This is a genomic window from Pedococcus sp. P2_D7, assembly GCF_056404295.1.
This window is the reverse complement of the sequence record NZ_JBFUEH010000005.1, coordinates 1-13,545: the sequence shown is the minus strand read 5'-3', so window position 1 is coordinate 13,545 and position 13,545 is coordinate 1. Positions and strand designations below refer to the sequence as shown.

The 13,545-nt window shown below is 71.7% G+C and carries 13 protein-coding genes; 9 read left to right on the top strand and 4 right to left on the bottom strand.

Annotation, left to right across the window (positions count from 1 at the left end):
* Nucleotides 1-59: 59 nt before the first annotated feature.
* Nucleotides 60-1,553: a sensor histidine kinase gene (locus tag AC1DWJ_RS12545; RefSeq protein WP_457252431.1), complete on the bottom strand. Its 1,494-nt coding sequence runs from the start codon at nt 1,551-1,553 to the stop codon at nt 60-62.
* 89 nt (nt 1,554-1,642) lie between these two features.
* Here AC1DWJ_RS12545 and AC1DWJ_RS12540 point away from each other — a divergent pair, with 89 nt between their 5' ends.
* Nucleotides 1,643-2,209, top strand: coding sequence for a cyclic nucleotide-binding domain-containing protein (locus AC1DWJ_RS12540; protein ID WP_457252432.1), 567 nt, complete (start codon nt 1,643-1,645; stop codon nt 2,207-2,209).
* Here the strand turns inward: AC1DWJ_RS12540 and AC1DWJ_RS12535 are convergent.
* Together AC1DWJ_RS12535 and AC1DWJ_RS12530 are read right to left on the bottom strand one after the other, a co-directional pair.
* On the bottom strand, nt 2,186-2,905 hold the full coding sequence (locus AC1DWJ_RS12535; RefSeq protein ID WP_477620933.1) for a metallophosphoesterase family protein: 720 nt from the start codon (nt 2,903-2,905) through the stop codon (nt 2,186-2,188). The genes AC1DWJ_RS12540 and AC1DWJ_RS12535 overlap by 24 nt on opposite strands.
* 79 nt (nt 2,906-2,984) lie before the next feature.
* The gene (locus AC1DWJ_RS12530) at nt 2,985-3,695 is read right to left on the bottom strand and encodes an MOSC domain-containing protein (protein ID WP_477620932.1); all 711 of its coding nucleotides are present in this window, start codon (nt 3,693-3,695) and stop codon (nt 2,985-2,987) included.
* Nucleotides 3,696-3,759: 64 nt separating this feature from the next.
* Between AC1DWJ_RS12530 and AC1DWJ_RS12525 the strand changes: the two genes are divergently transcribed.
* Nucleotides 3,760-4,218, top strand: coding sequence for a hypothetical protein (locus AC1DWJ_RS12525; protein ID WP_477620931.1), 459 nt, complete (start codon nt 3,760-3,762; stop codon nt 4,216-4,218).
* Nucleotides 4,219-4,272: 54 nt separating this feature from the next.
* On the opposite strand, the gene AC1DWJ_RS12520 is transcribed toward AC1DWJ_RS12525, so the two are convergent.
* Complete coding sequence (locus AC1DWJ_RS12520; RefSeq protein ID WP_477620930.1) at nt 4,273-9,162, bottom strand: NAD-glutamate dehydrogenase; 4,890 nt, start codon at nt 9,160-9,162, stop codon at nt 4,273-4,275.
* Nucleotides 9,163-9,385: 223 nt separating this feature from the next.
* Here AC1DWJ_RS12520 and AC1DWJ_RS12515 point away from each other — a divergent pair, with 223 nt between their 5' ends.
* The 7 genes from AC1DWJ_RS12515 to AC1DWJ_RS12485 all read left to right on the top strand — a co-directional run bounded on the left by AC1DWJ_RS12515 (nt 9,386) and on the right by AC1DWJ_RS12485 (nt 13,471).
* Nucleotides 9,386-9,544 (top strand): DUF6131 family protein, encoded by a 159-nt coding sequence (locus AC1DWJ_RS12515; protein ID WP_091784347.1) that lies wholly within the window; start codon nt 9,386-9,388, stop codon nt 9,542-9,544.
* An 89-nt stretch (nt 9,545-9,633) separates the two neighbouring features.
* Nucleotides 9,634-9,924 carry a hypothetical protein gene (locus AC1DWJ_RS12510; protein ID WP_477620929.1) on the top strand — a complete coding sequence of 97 codons (291 nt, stop codon included), beginning with the start codon at nt 9,634-9,636 and terminating at the stop codon, nt 9,922-9,924.
* The gene (locus AC1DWJ_RS12505; RefSeq protein WP_477620928.1) at nt 9,921-10,442 is read left to right on the top strand and encodes a hypothetical protein; all 522 of its coding nucleotides are present in this window, start codon (nt 9,921-9,923) and stop codon (nt 10,440-10,442) included. The genes AC1DWJ_RS12510 and AC1DWJ_RS12505 overlap by 4 nt, the downstream gene beginning before the upstream one ends.
* Nucleotides 10,439-11,209 (top strand): LamB/YcsF family protein, encoded by a 771-nt coding sequence (locus tag AC1DWJ_RS12500; RefSeq protein WP_477620927.1) that lies wholly within the window; start codon nt 10,439-10,441, stop codon nt 11,207-11,209. Before AC1DWJ_RS12505 ends, AC1DWJ_RS12500 begins: the two co-directional genes overlap by 4 nt.
* Nucleotides 11,210-11,215: 6 nt before the next feature.
* A complete protein-coding gene (locus tag AC1DWJ_RS12495; protein WP_477620926.1) occupies nt 11,216-11,977 on the top strand; it encodes a 5-oxoprolinase subunit B family protein in 762 nt (253 codons plus the stop codon).
* Nucleotides 11,974-12,882, top strand: a complete 909-nt coding sequence (locus AC1DWJ_RS12490) for a 5-oxoprolinase subunit C family protein (RefSeq protein ID WP_477620925.1) — start codon at nt 11,974-11,976, stop codon at nt 12,880-12,882. Before AC1DWJ_RS12495 ends, AC1DWJ_RS12490 begins: the two co-directional genes overlap by 4 nt.
* A gap of 97 nt (nt 12,883-12,979) precedes the next feature.
* Nucleotides 12,980-13,471 carry a DUF2505 domain-containing protein gene (locus tag AC1DWJ_RS12485; RefSeq protein ID WP_477620924.1) on the top strand — a complete coding sequence of 164 codons (492 nt, stop codon included), beginning with the start codon at nt 12,980-12,982 and terminating at the stop codon, nt 13,469-13,471.
* Nucleotides 13,472-13,545: the final 74 nt, after the last annotated feature.

Here is a 13,545-nt window from a genome sequence, read left to right as displayed (position 1 = left end):
CGCCGACGCGTCGGCGGACCCCCTGTACGACCACAACTCCAGACGACCGGGACCCGCCCTCAGGCGCCGTCCCTCCCCAGTGGCCGAAGCCGCGCGATGAAACGCACCCGCGTCCCGCGCGGCTTTGCTGCGTCCCAGGCGATCCTGCCCCGCAGGTCCTGCACCAGCGACTGCACGATCTGGGTGCCGAGCCCCGAGCCACCCGGCGTGAAGTCGGCCGGCAGGCCAACTCCGTCGTCGGTGATCGTCACCGTGAGCAGCTCGTCGCCGCGGTCGTCGGCCGAGCGCTGCGCCTCGACGTCGACGGTGCCGCCACCGGTCTCGGCGAGTCCGTGCTCGACGGCGTTCTGCACCAGCTCGGAGAGCACCATCGCGAGCGCCGTCGCGTCCTCAGCGCGCAACGTGCCGAACGACCCCCGCACCTGGGAGGTGATCGGGTGCTCGATCTTGGCGACCTCGGTGATCGCCTGCAGGCCACGCACCGCGATGTCGTCGAAGTCCACCGTCTCGTCGAAACCCTGGCTCAGCGTCTCGTGCACCAGCGCGATCACTCCGACGCGCCGCACCGCCTCCTCCAGCGCCGCCCGGCCCGCCTCGCCCTCGGGGAGCCGCCGGGCCTGCAGCCGCAGCAACGCCGCGACCGTCTGGAGGTTGTTCTTCACGCGGTGGTGGATCTCGCGGATCGTCGCGTCCTTGGTGAGCAGCTCGAGCTCACGACGACGCAGCTCGGAGACGTCGCGCAGGAGCAGCAGCGCCCCGACCCGGTTGCCACCCTCGGTGATCGGGATGGCGCGCATCGACACGCTCGCGCCACGTGAGGTGACCTCGGTGCGCCACGGCGCCCGACCGGTGACCACCAGCGCCAGCGACTCGTCGACCGGCGACTCGTCGCGCAGGAGGTCGGCCACCACCTTGGCCAACAGCTCGCCGATGACGTCGCCGACGTGGCCGAGCCGGTGCACGGCAGAGAGAGCGTTGGGGCTGGCGTAGGACACGATCCCGTTGACGTCGAGCCGGATCACGCCGTCACCGACGCGCGGCGCACCGCGCCGTTGGCCGGTGGGGGCGGAGCTGTTCGGGAACTCCCCCGCTGCGATCATCCGCGCCAACGCGTCGGCGAGCGCCTGATAGGTCAGCTCCAGCCGGCTCGGCGTCCGCATCGCCGCAAGATTGGTATGCCGCGTGATCACCGCGAGCGCGCGGCCCTCCCGCACGACGGGGATGGCCTCCTCGCGGACCGGCATGTCGTCGCGGAAGATCGGGTCCTTCTCGCGGACGATCCGCTGGTCGAGGTAGGCCTGGTCGAGCAGCGACTGGCGGCCCCGATGGGTGCGCCGCCCGACCACGTCCTCGAAGAACACCATCTGGCCGGTCGTCGGTCGCACGTGCGCCACCGCCAGCCAGCCCTCGAGGCCACCCGGCACCCAGAGCACGAGGTCGCCGAAGGAGAGGTCCGAGATCAGCTGCCAGTCACCGACGAGCAGCTGGAGCCACTCGACCTCAGCGGGGGCGAGGTCGGTGGCGGACTGGAGCACCTCGTTGAGGGTGGGCACGCGGGAAGCCTAATCGCGCGTCGGGAGGGCGGTGTTCGACGGGTGGGCGGCCCCTGTCTGCGCCGACGATCCTGCACGACACTGGCCCGGTGACCGACCTGCTCCCCTTCGCCGCCGACCTGCCGTCGGAGACCGTCGGCGCCGGCGAGGTGCTGATCACCGAGGGCGCGCCCGCGGGACGGATGTTGGTGCTCGTGTCCGGGTCGGTCGTCATCGAGCACGACGGGGTGCCGTTCGCCCGCATCGACTCCCCCGGCGCGGTCTTCGGGGAGATGTCCGCCGTGCTGGACCGTCCCGCGACTGCGACCGTCCGCGCGGTCGAGGACGTCGTGGTGCACGTCGTCGAGGACCCGCTCGACTTCCTGTCGGAGCAACCGGGAGCCGCGCTCGCCGTCCTGCGCACGACGGCGTCGCGCCTCGACGGGATGACGCACTACCTCGTCGACGTGAAGAGGCAGTTCGCCGACCAGGCCGGGCACCTCGGGCTCGTCGACCAGATCCTCGACGTGCTGGTCCACCACCAGGGCCCTGCCCCGCGCACCGGCTCGGCGCGGGACCCCGAGGGCGACCACCACGGTGACGACGAGGGTGGTGACGACGAGGGTGGCCACGACGGGGGCCCCGAGCACCCGTCAGGCGAGGCTGAGCTGCTCTGAGTCGAAGACGCCGAACCACGTCGCCGTGGCGGCGTCGGTGTCGAGGGTGATGTGCGCCGGCACCTTGCCGATCTGCTTGCCCGCGTTGAAGACCCACGTGTCGCCGAGGCGCGCGTGCCACGAGCCGCCCTTGGCCCACGGCGCCTGGTGGATGTGACCGCAGAGCACGACGTCGGGGCCGTGCAGCGCGATCCAGGCGGCCAGCTCCTCGTCGGGGAAGGTCCGGCGGCCGTCGAAGCACAGGGCGGTCCCCGCAGGCGGGGCGTGGTAGAGCCACACCCAGCGAGCCGGGCGGTCGACCGCGGCGGCAGCGAGCTGCGCTGCCACCTCGTCGCGGGTGACCGGACCGTCCCACCAGGGGCACACGGTGAAGCGGGTGTCACCGATGTCCACGCTCATGCCGTCGACGTGCACCGACTCGGGATGGGGAAGGCGCAGCCAGGCGGCCACCTGTTCGCCGTGCGCGCCCGGCCCGTCGAGGTCGTGGTTCCCGGACGCGACGAGGACCGTGCCGCGTGCCGCGAGGAGCGCGAGGTACCTCGTCAGGACGACGGTCTGCACGGCGTGCGGCACCGGGCTGACGACGTCGGCGAGGTCACCGACCACAGCGACGACGTCCACATCGGAGGCCGCCTCCACGAGCCAGTCGTAGTGGGGCAGCCGGTAGTGCAGGTCCGACACGACGAGGATCCGCATGACGTGATCCTCGCGGACCAACGGCCAGGGGCGCGCCCCCGGTGTCACCGGCTGGACGCGGCGCCCGGTGAGACGGCAGTCAGGCGAAGCGGACGAGGTCGCCGACGGCGATGGTGCCCGGCTGCTCGACGGTCGCGTAGATCCCGGCATGGAGGTCGTGGTGGTCGCTGATGGCCTGGAGCATCCTGGGCCGCTCCGGTAGCCCGACCTGGGCGACCCCGACCATCCGACATCGCTCGATCGCCTCGGTCACGCGCAGCCGCACCGTGCCGATGGTGACGTCGCGCCCGATCCACGACTCCTCGGCATACGGCTGGTCGGTGCGGACCACGACGTTGACGCGGAGGTGGCGCGGGTCGAGCGGGCGCCCGTCGCCCTCGTGCCGGCCGAGCTCGGCGAGCGTCGCGCTCCCGACGATGGAGAAGGTCGCGGCGTCCTGGTGCTGGACGTCGCCCTCCCTCCGCACGGTGACCGGCTCACCGAAGTGGCGCGACACGATGGAGTCCGCGCCGTCCCGTCCGAGCGCGACCTCCGAGCCGTCCGGCAGGGTCACCACCGTGCCCGTGGCGCGCTTCGCCGCGACCAGCTCGAACACCGGGTCCATCCTGCGGAAGCGCCGGGAGTGCTTGCCGCTGGCCAGCTTGCCGTCGGTCGCGTAGACCGCCCACTCGCGGTCGCCGACCACACCGGCCGGCCCGACCTCGACCGAGGCGAGGGCTTCCCCGCCCATCGACTTCACCGGGTAGCGGCTCACGAGCAGGACCTGGGGATGCGTCGTCTCGTCGGCCACGCGCCCACTGTATCCGCGCGGTTTCGCCCCACTCCGGAGCAGTTTCGGCCTACCCTCGGCGACCATGACCGTGCCACCGTCGCAGCCACCCGTGCCGCCCGTGCCGCCCACCGAGCCGCCCCAGCCGACGACACCGGCCCAGCCCGTGGTGGGCACGATCCGGCTGACCATCCAGGGATCGGTGATGACGGCCAACGCCATCACCCCGCGGGTGCGGATCAACGGCTACCCGGTGCCGTCGCGCTACGGGGTGCAGGACCTGCCCGTCCACGCCGGGCCCAACCACATCGACGTCGACGCGCAGTGGATGCGCACCTACGGCCAGGCCGGCATCGACACCACCGTGGCGCCCGGGCAGGTCGTCGAGGTCTGGTACGCCTCGCCGGTGCACCAGTTCGCGCGCGGCAACATCGGCTTCACCAAGCAGCACCGTCCCGGGATGGGCTGCCTGTGGATCGGCCTGGCCGCGGTCGCGTTCGTCGTGGTCCTGAGTGTCGTCGCGGCCGCGCTCGGCGGTCGCTGAGCACAGACCGCAGACCACCGAGCGCGGGCCGGTGAGCGCGGGCCGCCGGGCGCGCTACGACGTCGCGGCGCCCGAGCGGATCACCGAGCGCAGCGTGCGCAGGGCGACCGACAGGGCCGCGATGTTCGGCTTGTCGAGCCGCTCGATCCCGCTGAGCGCCGTCTTGGCCCGAGCCAGGCTCTCGGCGTTAGCCTTGGCCCACTCGTCGTAGCGCGCCAGCGGCGCAGCACCCGAGGTGGACGCGTCGATGACGGAGCGCACGAGGCTCTCCAGCACGGCATACAGGTCATCGCGGAGGGCACCACGAGCCAGCGCGTCCCACCGGTCGTCACGCGGCAGGTTGGTGACCCGCGTGAGCATGGCGTCGATCCCGAACCGCTCGGAGAGCACGAAGTAGAGGGGCGCCACGTCGGTGGGCGACTCCCCCGTGTCGGTGGCGATGTCGACGATGTCGAGCAGTGAGAACTGGTCGAGCAGGCTCGCGGAGCGCAGCGCGAGGTCGTCGGGCACACCGAGCTTCTCCAGCCCGGCGGCGTTGTGCTGCAGGCGCTTCAGCTCCGCACCCTTGAGCAGGTCGGTGATCTGGGGAGCGAACTCGCGGACCACCGCTTCGAACCGCTTCACCTCGTTGGCGACGTCGAGTCGCGACGGGCGCGAGGTGAGGAACCAGCGCATCGAGCGGTCGATCAGCCGCCGGAACTCGAGGTAGAGCTGGCTCTGCACGTCGGTGGACACGACGTTGTCGAGCGCCTCGACCTCGTGGACGAAGCTCGGCAGGTCGAAGATCTCGCGGCAGACCACGAAGGCACGGGCGATCTGCTCCGGGGTCGCGCCGGTCTCCTCCATCGCCCGGAAGGCGAACGTGATGCCGCCCCGGTTGACCATCGAGTTGACCACCGAGTTGGTGATGATCTCGCGACGCAGCGGGTGCTCGGCCAGCTCGCCGGCGAACTGCTCGCGCAGCGCCGCCGGGAAGTAGTCGGTCAGGGTCGCCTGGAACCACGGGTCGTCGGGCAGCTCCGACGGCAGCAGGTCCTCCTTGAGGGCGAGCTTGGCGTAAGCCACCAGCACCGAGAACTCCGGTGACTTCAGGCCGAGGCCGTCGGCGAAGCGCCGGTCGATCTCGGTGTCGGTCGGCAGGAACTCCAGCGCCCGGTCGAGGTCGCCGCGCTCCTCCAGCCAGTGGATCAGCCGCTGGTGGACGGGGAGCATCGGGTGCTCCTGGGCGCGGGCGTTGCCCAGCAGGACGTTCTGCTCGTAGTTGTCGCGCAGCACCTGGGCGGCGACGTCGTCGGTCATCGACGCCAGCAGCGTGTTGCGCTGCTTGAGCGTCATGTCACCGGCCTTGACCAGGGAGGTGAGCAGGATCTTGATGTTGACCTCGTGGTCGGACGTGTCGACGCCCGCGGAGTTGTCGATGGCGTCGGTGTTGACCCGCACGCCGTGCAGCGCCGCCTCGATGCGGCCGAGCTGGCTGAGGCCGAGGTTGCCACCCTCTCCGACCACCTTGCAGCGCAGCTGTCCCCCGTCGACGCGGATCGCGTCGTTGGCGCGGTCGCCGATGTCGGTGCTGCTCTCGCCGGCCGACTTCACGTAGGTGCCGATGCCACCGTTCCAGAGCAGGTCGACCGGCGCCTGCAGGATCGCCTTCATCAGCTCGGCCGGGGTCATCGACGTGGCGTTCTTGGGCAAGCCGAGCGCCGCGGTCATCTCAGGGGTGATGGCGATTGACTTCAGCGAGCGGTCGAAGATTCCACCGCCGCTCGAGATGAGCGAGGTGTCGTAGTCGGCCCACGAGGAGCGCGGCAGGTCGAACAACCGCTGGCGCTCAGGGAAGCTCGTCGCCGCAACGGGATTCGGGTCGAGGAAGATGTGGCGGTGGTCGAACGCCGCCACCAGCCGGATGTGCTCGGACAGCAGCATGCCGTTGCCGAAGACGTCGCCGGACATGTCGCCGATGCCGACCGCCGTGAAGTCCTGGGTCTGGGTGTCGTGACCCATCTCGCGGAAGTGCCGCTTGACCGACTCCCACGCGCCACGGGCGGTGATGCCCATGGCCTTGTGGTCGTAGCCGGCCGAGCCACCCGAGGCGAACCCGTCGTCGAGCCAGAAGCCGTAGGACTGGGCGACCCCGTTGGCGATGTCGGAGAAGGTCGCCGTGCCCTTGTCGGCCGCCACGACGAGGTAGGAGTCGTCGGGGTCGTGGCGCACCACCGAGGCGGGGGGCACGATCTGCGACCCGTCGCGGTTGTCGGTGAGGTCGAGCAGCCCGGAGATGAAGACCTTGTAGGAGCCGATGCCCTCGGCGAGCCAGGCGTCACGGTCGACCGTCGGGTCGGGCAGCTGCTTGGCGTAGAACCCACCCTTGGAGCCGGTCGGCACGATGACGGCGTTCTTGACCATCTGGGCCTTGACCAGGCCGAGCACCTCGGTGCGGAAGTCCTCCCGCCGGTCGGACCACCGCAGCCCGCCACGGGCCACCGGCCCGAAGCGCAGGTGCACGCCCTCGACGCGCGGCGAGTAGACGAAGATCTCGAACTGCGGCCGCGGGGCCGGCAGGTCGGGCACCTTCTTCGGGTTGAGCTTGATCGAGACGTAGGTCTTGGCGGCCCCCGCGGAGTCGGCCTGGTAGAAGTTCGTCCGCAGCGTCGCCGTGATGACCCCGAGGAACGCCCGGATGATCCGGTCGTGGTCGAGGCTCTTGACCTCGTCGAGGTCCTTGGTGATCTGGTCGCACAACGCGCCCTGCGCGGCCTCGCGCTCGGGGCCGGCCGCACCGGCATACCGACTCGGGTCGAACCGGGCCTCGAAGAGGGCCACCAGCTTGGCGGCGAGCCGCAGGTTGGAGACCAGCGCCGACTCGACGTAGTCCTGGGAGAACGTGGACCCGGTCTGGCGCAAGTACTTCGCGACGGTGCGCAGGATGACGACCTGTCGCCAGGTCAGCCCGGCACCGAGGACGAGAGCGTTGAACCCGTCGGACTCGGCCTCACCACGCCACACCGCCCCGACCGCGTCCTGGAACAACTCACGGAGCCGGTCCCGGCCGCCGTCGCCGGTCCACACCTTGTCGTCGCGCACCCGCAGGCCGAAGTCGTAGACCCAGAGGCCGACGCCGTCGCCCCGCGAGATCTCGTAGGGCCGCTCGTCGACGACCTCGACGCCCATGTGGGTGAACATCGGCAGCACCTGCGTCAGGGACAGCGGGCTGCGGCGGTAGAGCTTGAAGCGACGCTCGTTCGCGGGGGCGCCGGGCTCCTGGTACATGTTCAGGCCGGTGGCGTCATCGCTCTCCAGCGCGTCCATGTGACGGATGTCGGCGACGCCGATGCGCGAGGTGAAGTCCTCCTTGTAGGCCTCGGGGAAGGCCCGTCCGTAGAGGCCGACCAGCCGCGCGGCAGCCTCCTCACCGTGCTCGGCCCGGGCCGCCTCGCCGAGGTCCTCGTCCCAGGTGCGCGTCGCGTCGACGAGCTGGCGCTCGAGCACGGCCTCGTCGATCGAGGGGATCGACTCACCCGCCGGGACGCGGACGACGAAGTGCAGGCGGGCCAGCACGGACTCCGAGACGCGAGTCGTGAAGTCGACCGTGGCACCCGGAAAAGCTTGCCGGAGAATGGATTCCATCTTGAGCCGGACGCCCGTGTTGTAGCGGTCGCGGGGGATGTAGACGAGGCACGACACGAACCGGCCGAACCGGTCGCGCCGAAGGAACAGCTTGGTCTTGCGCCGCTCCTGCAGGTGGAGCACCGCCGTCGCGTTGTCGTAGAGCGACTCCTCCTCGGCCTGGAAGAGCTCGTCACGCGGGTAGTTCTCGAGCACCTCGAGCAGGTCCTTGCCCGAGTGCGAGTCGGGCAGGAAACCGGTGCGCTGGAAGATCGCGGCGACCTTGTCACGCAGCACCGGCACCCGGGTCACGGACTCGGTGTAGGCGCTGGAGGTGAACAGCCCGAGGAAGCGCTTCTCCCCCGTCACCTCACCCGCGTCGTCGAACTGCTTGACGCTGACGTAGTCGAGGTAGGTGTTGCGGTGCACCGTCGCCCGCGAGTTGGCCTTGGTGATGATGAGCAGCTCGCGGGCCCGCGCCACGGCCTTGGCCTGCTCGCTCAGCAGCACACCGTCACCCGTGCGGTCGTAGCGCAGGAGCCCGAGCCCCGTGCCCTGGACGGCTTCGAGCATGTCGGCGTCCGGCCCGCGGTGGAGCGCGTACTCGCGGTAGCCGAGGAACGTGAAGTGGTTGTCCGCCAGCCACTCCAGGAGACCGCGCGCCTGCTCCACCTCCTCCTCCGGAAGTCCGGTCGGTGGCGCGTCGACGAGGTCGCGCGCCAGCTGCGAGCAGGTGGCCTTCATCTTGGGCCAGTCCTCGACGGCCTCACGCACGTTGCCGAGGATGCCGCGCAGCCCCTCGGCGATGCTGGCGCGCTCGGAGGCGCTGCTGTCGCGGTCGATCTCCAGGTGCATCCAGGACTCGCGCACGAGGCCGAACCCGTCGTCGGACGCGGACTGCCCCGTGGTGGCGCCGGCGTCGAGGACCACCTCCTCCAGCTGTCCCGCGGCGTTGCGTCGGACCCGCATCGTCGGGTGCACGACGAGGTAGACCGCACGCTCCATGCGCTGGAGCTCGGCACTCACCGAGTCGACGAGGAAGGGCATGTCGTCGGTGACGATCTGGACGACGGTGTGCCCGCTGGCCCAGCCCTGCTCCTCGATCTCGGGGTTGAAGACCTCGACCTTCGCGGTGCCGACGGGACGGTCCTTGGCGAGGTCGCGCTGGGCCATGGCCGCGCCGAGCAGGTCCTCGGGCGCTCGGGCCAGGAGGTCCTCGGTGGCCACGTGGCGGTAGTAGGTGCGCAGGAACTCTTCGACCGCCTCACCACCGGCGTGGTCCGCGCGCTCGGCGGCGGTGTGCAGGAGTTGCTGACGGGACTGCTCCAGCGACGCAGACATGGCTGTCGACTTCATCCTCACTCGGTCTTCGGGCTGTGCGGGTCGTGCACGGCCGCCGCACCACGCTGTGCGACCCAGCCGAGACTATCGCTCACGAGTCGCAGGCGGCACACCCCGCCCCTCAGGTCACATTGGCGGAACGTTTACGCAGGTCAACGTGTGTTTTTGCGCAATGTGTGGTGAGGTGGAGTGTTTGCACCCCCCGAAGCAAAAGGAGTTCCACGTGATCGTCCTCGGCATCATCTTGCTGATTCTCGGCCTGCTCGTGAGCAGCCTCAAGATCCTGGTGACCATCGGCGCCATCCTCATCGTGGTCGGGCTCGTCCTGGCCATCCTGGGTGGCACCGGTCGCGCCATCGGTGGCAGGAAGCACTGGTACTGATCGGGCCTGGTTCGTGACGAACGGCCCTCGGAGTGCCCCATGTGGGTATCTCCGGGGGCCGTTGCCATGACCTCACTACAGTGAGAGGTATGCCGCCCGCCCGGGTCGACCCCGACCGTCTCCGCTTGCTCGCTGCGGCTCTCGGGCCGCTGCGCGAGTGCGCGCGGGACGGCGCCGCGGAGGTCCTCGAGCAGTTCCCCGAGGTGGGTGACCGGGAGACCCAGACCGTCCTCGACGGGTGGGTCGACCAGGTGGCCGACCTCCTGCGCGAGATCGACGCGACCACCACCGACCTCGCCGGTCGGCTGCACGTCGCCTCGCTCGCCGAGCCTCCCGGACTCAGTGACCCTGTGGGCCGCGCCGATCGAGTGCGGTCGTGACCGTCGTCGCCGGCGACCCGGCCTCCTGCTCGCGCCTGGGGGGCACCCTGCGCCACCTGGCCACCCGACTGCGCACCTCCGGCCGAGCAGCCCGCGACCCCTTCGACGACGGTGACCTCGCTCGACCCGGCCCGGTGCTCCTGCAGGCCCGACGGCGCGTCGACGCGCTCGACGCCGCCACGGCTGCAGCTGCTCGCGAGGTCGACCGGGTCGGCTCGGCTCTGCAAGCCCACTCCGCCGACCTGTCCGAGGCGGTCGCCGACAGCCGTCGGATCGCCGCCCGCGCCACCCAGGCGGGGCTCCGGGTGGGTGCCGGCGGCGAGGTCGCCACGGCCTGGGGCGTTACCGGGGTCGCCGACGGCGAGGCCAGCGCCCACCAGCTCGCGGCCGCCGCCCGCATCCAGGCCGAGCTCGACGCCGTCAGCGCCCTCGTGGCCCAGCGCCGGCACCGCTTGGCCGTGACGCTGCGCGAGTCGCAGCAGGTGCTGGCCACGCACGCGGAAGCGCTGCGGCGGTGACGTCCGTCGACCTCAACGCAGACCTGGGCGAGTCGTTCGGGCGGTGGACCCTGGGCGACGACGAGGCGATGCTCGACGTCGTCACGAGCGCCAACGTCGCCTGTGGCTTCCACGCCGGCGACCCCCGAGGCCTGTTGCGGGTGTGCGGGCAGGCCGCCGAGCGCGGTGTCGTCATCGGCGCGCAGGTCGGCTACCGCGACCTCGCAGGTTTCGGCCGCCGGTTCATCGACCTCGACCCGGCTGACCTGCTGGCCGACGTGGTCTACCAGCTCGGCGCCCTCCAGGGCATCTGCGCGGCCGTCGGCGCGAAGGTCCGGTACGTGAAGCCGCACGGCGCGCTCTACCACGCGGTCGTCCACCACGAAGCCCAGGCAGCCGCGGTGGTCGAGGCGGTGCGCCGGGTCGACCCGACCTTGGCCGTGCTCGGCCTCCCCGGCTCGGTGGTGCTGGCCGTCGCGCAGGCCGCGGGGCTGCCGACCGTCACCGAGGCCTTCGCCGACCGCGCCTACACGCCTCAGGGCGGGCTGGTCCCCCGCAGCGAGGAGGGCGCCGTGCTGCACGACCCCACCTCCGTGGCCGCCCGGGCCGTGCGCCTGGTGGTCACCGGCCAGGTCGAGGCGTCCGACGGATCGGCGATCACGGTCGGCGCGCGGTCCCTGTGCGTCCACGGCGACAGCCCGGGCGCGGTGTCGATGGCCACCGCCGTACGCGCCGGCCTCGAGGCGGCCGGGGTCACCATCCGGCCGTTCGTCGCGGCCGACGCCTAGGCCGTCGTGACCGGTCGGCTGTTGCCCAGCGGCGAGCGGGCGGTCCTCGTCGAGGCCGACACCCTCGAGGACGTGCTCGAGCTGCATCGGCGCCTGTGGGTCGACGACCGCCCGCCGGGCCTGCTCGACGCCGTGGCCGGTGCCCGCACGCTCCTGCTGGTCGTCGACTCGGCCGCCGCCCTGGGCCCGGTCCGGTCGGCGGCCGAGACGGCGCTCCGCGAGCTGTCCGGCTCGGCTGGCGCCCCGGCCCGGGCGCCGGAGCGGGCAGACGCCACCGACGTCGAGATCACCGTCCACTACGACGGCCCGGACCTGGCCGGCGTCGCGGAGCTGACCGGCCTGTCGCCGGAGGAGGTCGTCGCGGCGCACACCGGCCGGGTGTGGCGCGTGGGCTTCAGCGGGTTCGCCCCGGGCTTCGCGTACCTCGTGGGCGGGGACCCTCGTCTCGACGTCCCGCGACGCTCCACACCCCGGACCCGCGTGCCTGCAGGGTCGGTCGGGCTGGCCGGGGAGTTCAGCGGCATCTACCCGCGCTCCTCCCCCGGCGGCTGGCAGCTGATCGGCCGCACGGAGCAGGTCCTCTGGGACCTCGACCGCGAGCCACCTGCCCTGCTCCGGCCGGGGCTGTGGGTGCAGTTTGTTGATGCGGACGGTGTTGATGCGAACGGTGTTGGTGCGAACCGTGTTGATTCGGACGGTGTTGATGTGGACGGTGTCGACGCGGACGGTGTTGATGTGGACGGTGTCGACGCGGACGGCACCCCATGACTGGCGAGCGAGCCACGAAGGCCGGCCCCGCGGCATACCCACGGCTGGAGGTGCTCGAGACCGGGCCGCTGGCCCTCGTCCAGGACCGCGGGCGCCCCGGCCTCTCGGAGCTGGGCGTCGGCCCGTCGGGGGCCGCGGACCGTGGGGCCCACGCGCTCGGCGCCCGGCTCCTCGGGCAGGACACCGACCGCGCCGCCATCGAGGTCCACCACGGCGGCCTGGCCCTGCGCGCCCACGGCGCCGTCACGGTGGTGCTCACCGGTGCACCCACGACCGCGACCGTCGACGGCAGGAGGGTCGGCCATGCCGCTCCGTTCACCGTGGGCGACGGCGCGCTCCTCGACCTGGGCCGCCCCACGAGCGGCCTGCGCACCTATGTCAGCGTCCGTGGCGGCATCGAGGTCGGCCTCGTGCTCGGATCGCGTTCGTACGACACACTTTCCGCAATCGGTCCTGCGCCGCTGCGTCCGGGCGACCTGCTGCCGATCGGCATCGCGGTGGGCCAGCCCACGGTCGACGTCGCCCCCGTGCCGACTCCTTCGACCGGCACCGTGACGCTCGAGCTGCTGCCCGGCCCCCGCCGCGACTGGCTGGCCGACGTCGCGGAGCTGACCTCGTCGCCGTGGTCCGTCGACCCGGCCAGTGACCGCGTCGGGGTGCGCCTCGACGGTGCCGCCCTGACGAGGTCGCCGCAGTTCGAGGACCGCGAGCTCCCCAGCGAGGGCGTGGTCAGGGGCGCCGTGCAGGTCCCTGCCGACGGGCGTCCCGTGGTGTTCCTCGCCGACCACCCGGTCACCGGCGGCTACCCCGTCGTCGCGGTGCTCACCGAGCGCTCCGCCGACCTCGCCGCCCAGCTGGTGCCGGGCCAAGCGGTGCGGTTCCGGACTGCCTCGTCGCGGCGCTGAGCCCCGATGGCTACGCTGGCGAGGCGACGTCCGCCACCAGCTGAGCCGACGTCCGCCACCAGCTGGTGGGCAGCATCCCGGTGACAGGAGAAGACGCATGAAGATCGCCAAGTCGATCGAGTACGCCGCCACCCCCGAGGAGGTCTTCGCCGTCCTGTCGGACGTGAAGTTCCAGGAGGCGAAGTGCGCGGCCACCGCGGCCGTCAAGCACTCGGCGGACGTCAAGACCGTCGGCGACCACACCGTCATCACCACCGAGCGCATCCTGCCCAGCGACGGGCTGCCCGACTTCGCCAAGTCGATGGTCGGCGACACCCTCAAGGTGACCGAGACCCAGGACTGGGGCCCGGCCTCCGGAGGTGGCGGCCGGCGCGGCACGGTCGAGATGGCGGTCGCCGGCGCACCCATCGTGCTCAAGGGCACCCTGATGCTCGCGCCCGGTGCAGGCGGGACCGTCGAGACGCTCGACGCCGAGCTCAAGGCCAAGGTGCCGCTCATCGGCGGCAAGATCGAGAAGGCTGCCGCGCCGCCGATCGAGGAGGCCATCGACATCGAGGCCGAGACCGCCGCGAAGTGGCTCAGGCGCTGACCTGAGACGTGGCGAGGTGAGGTGAGGTGAGGTGAGGTGGCGCGCGCGCCACCGCAACGCCCCCCGCCCCCGGC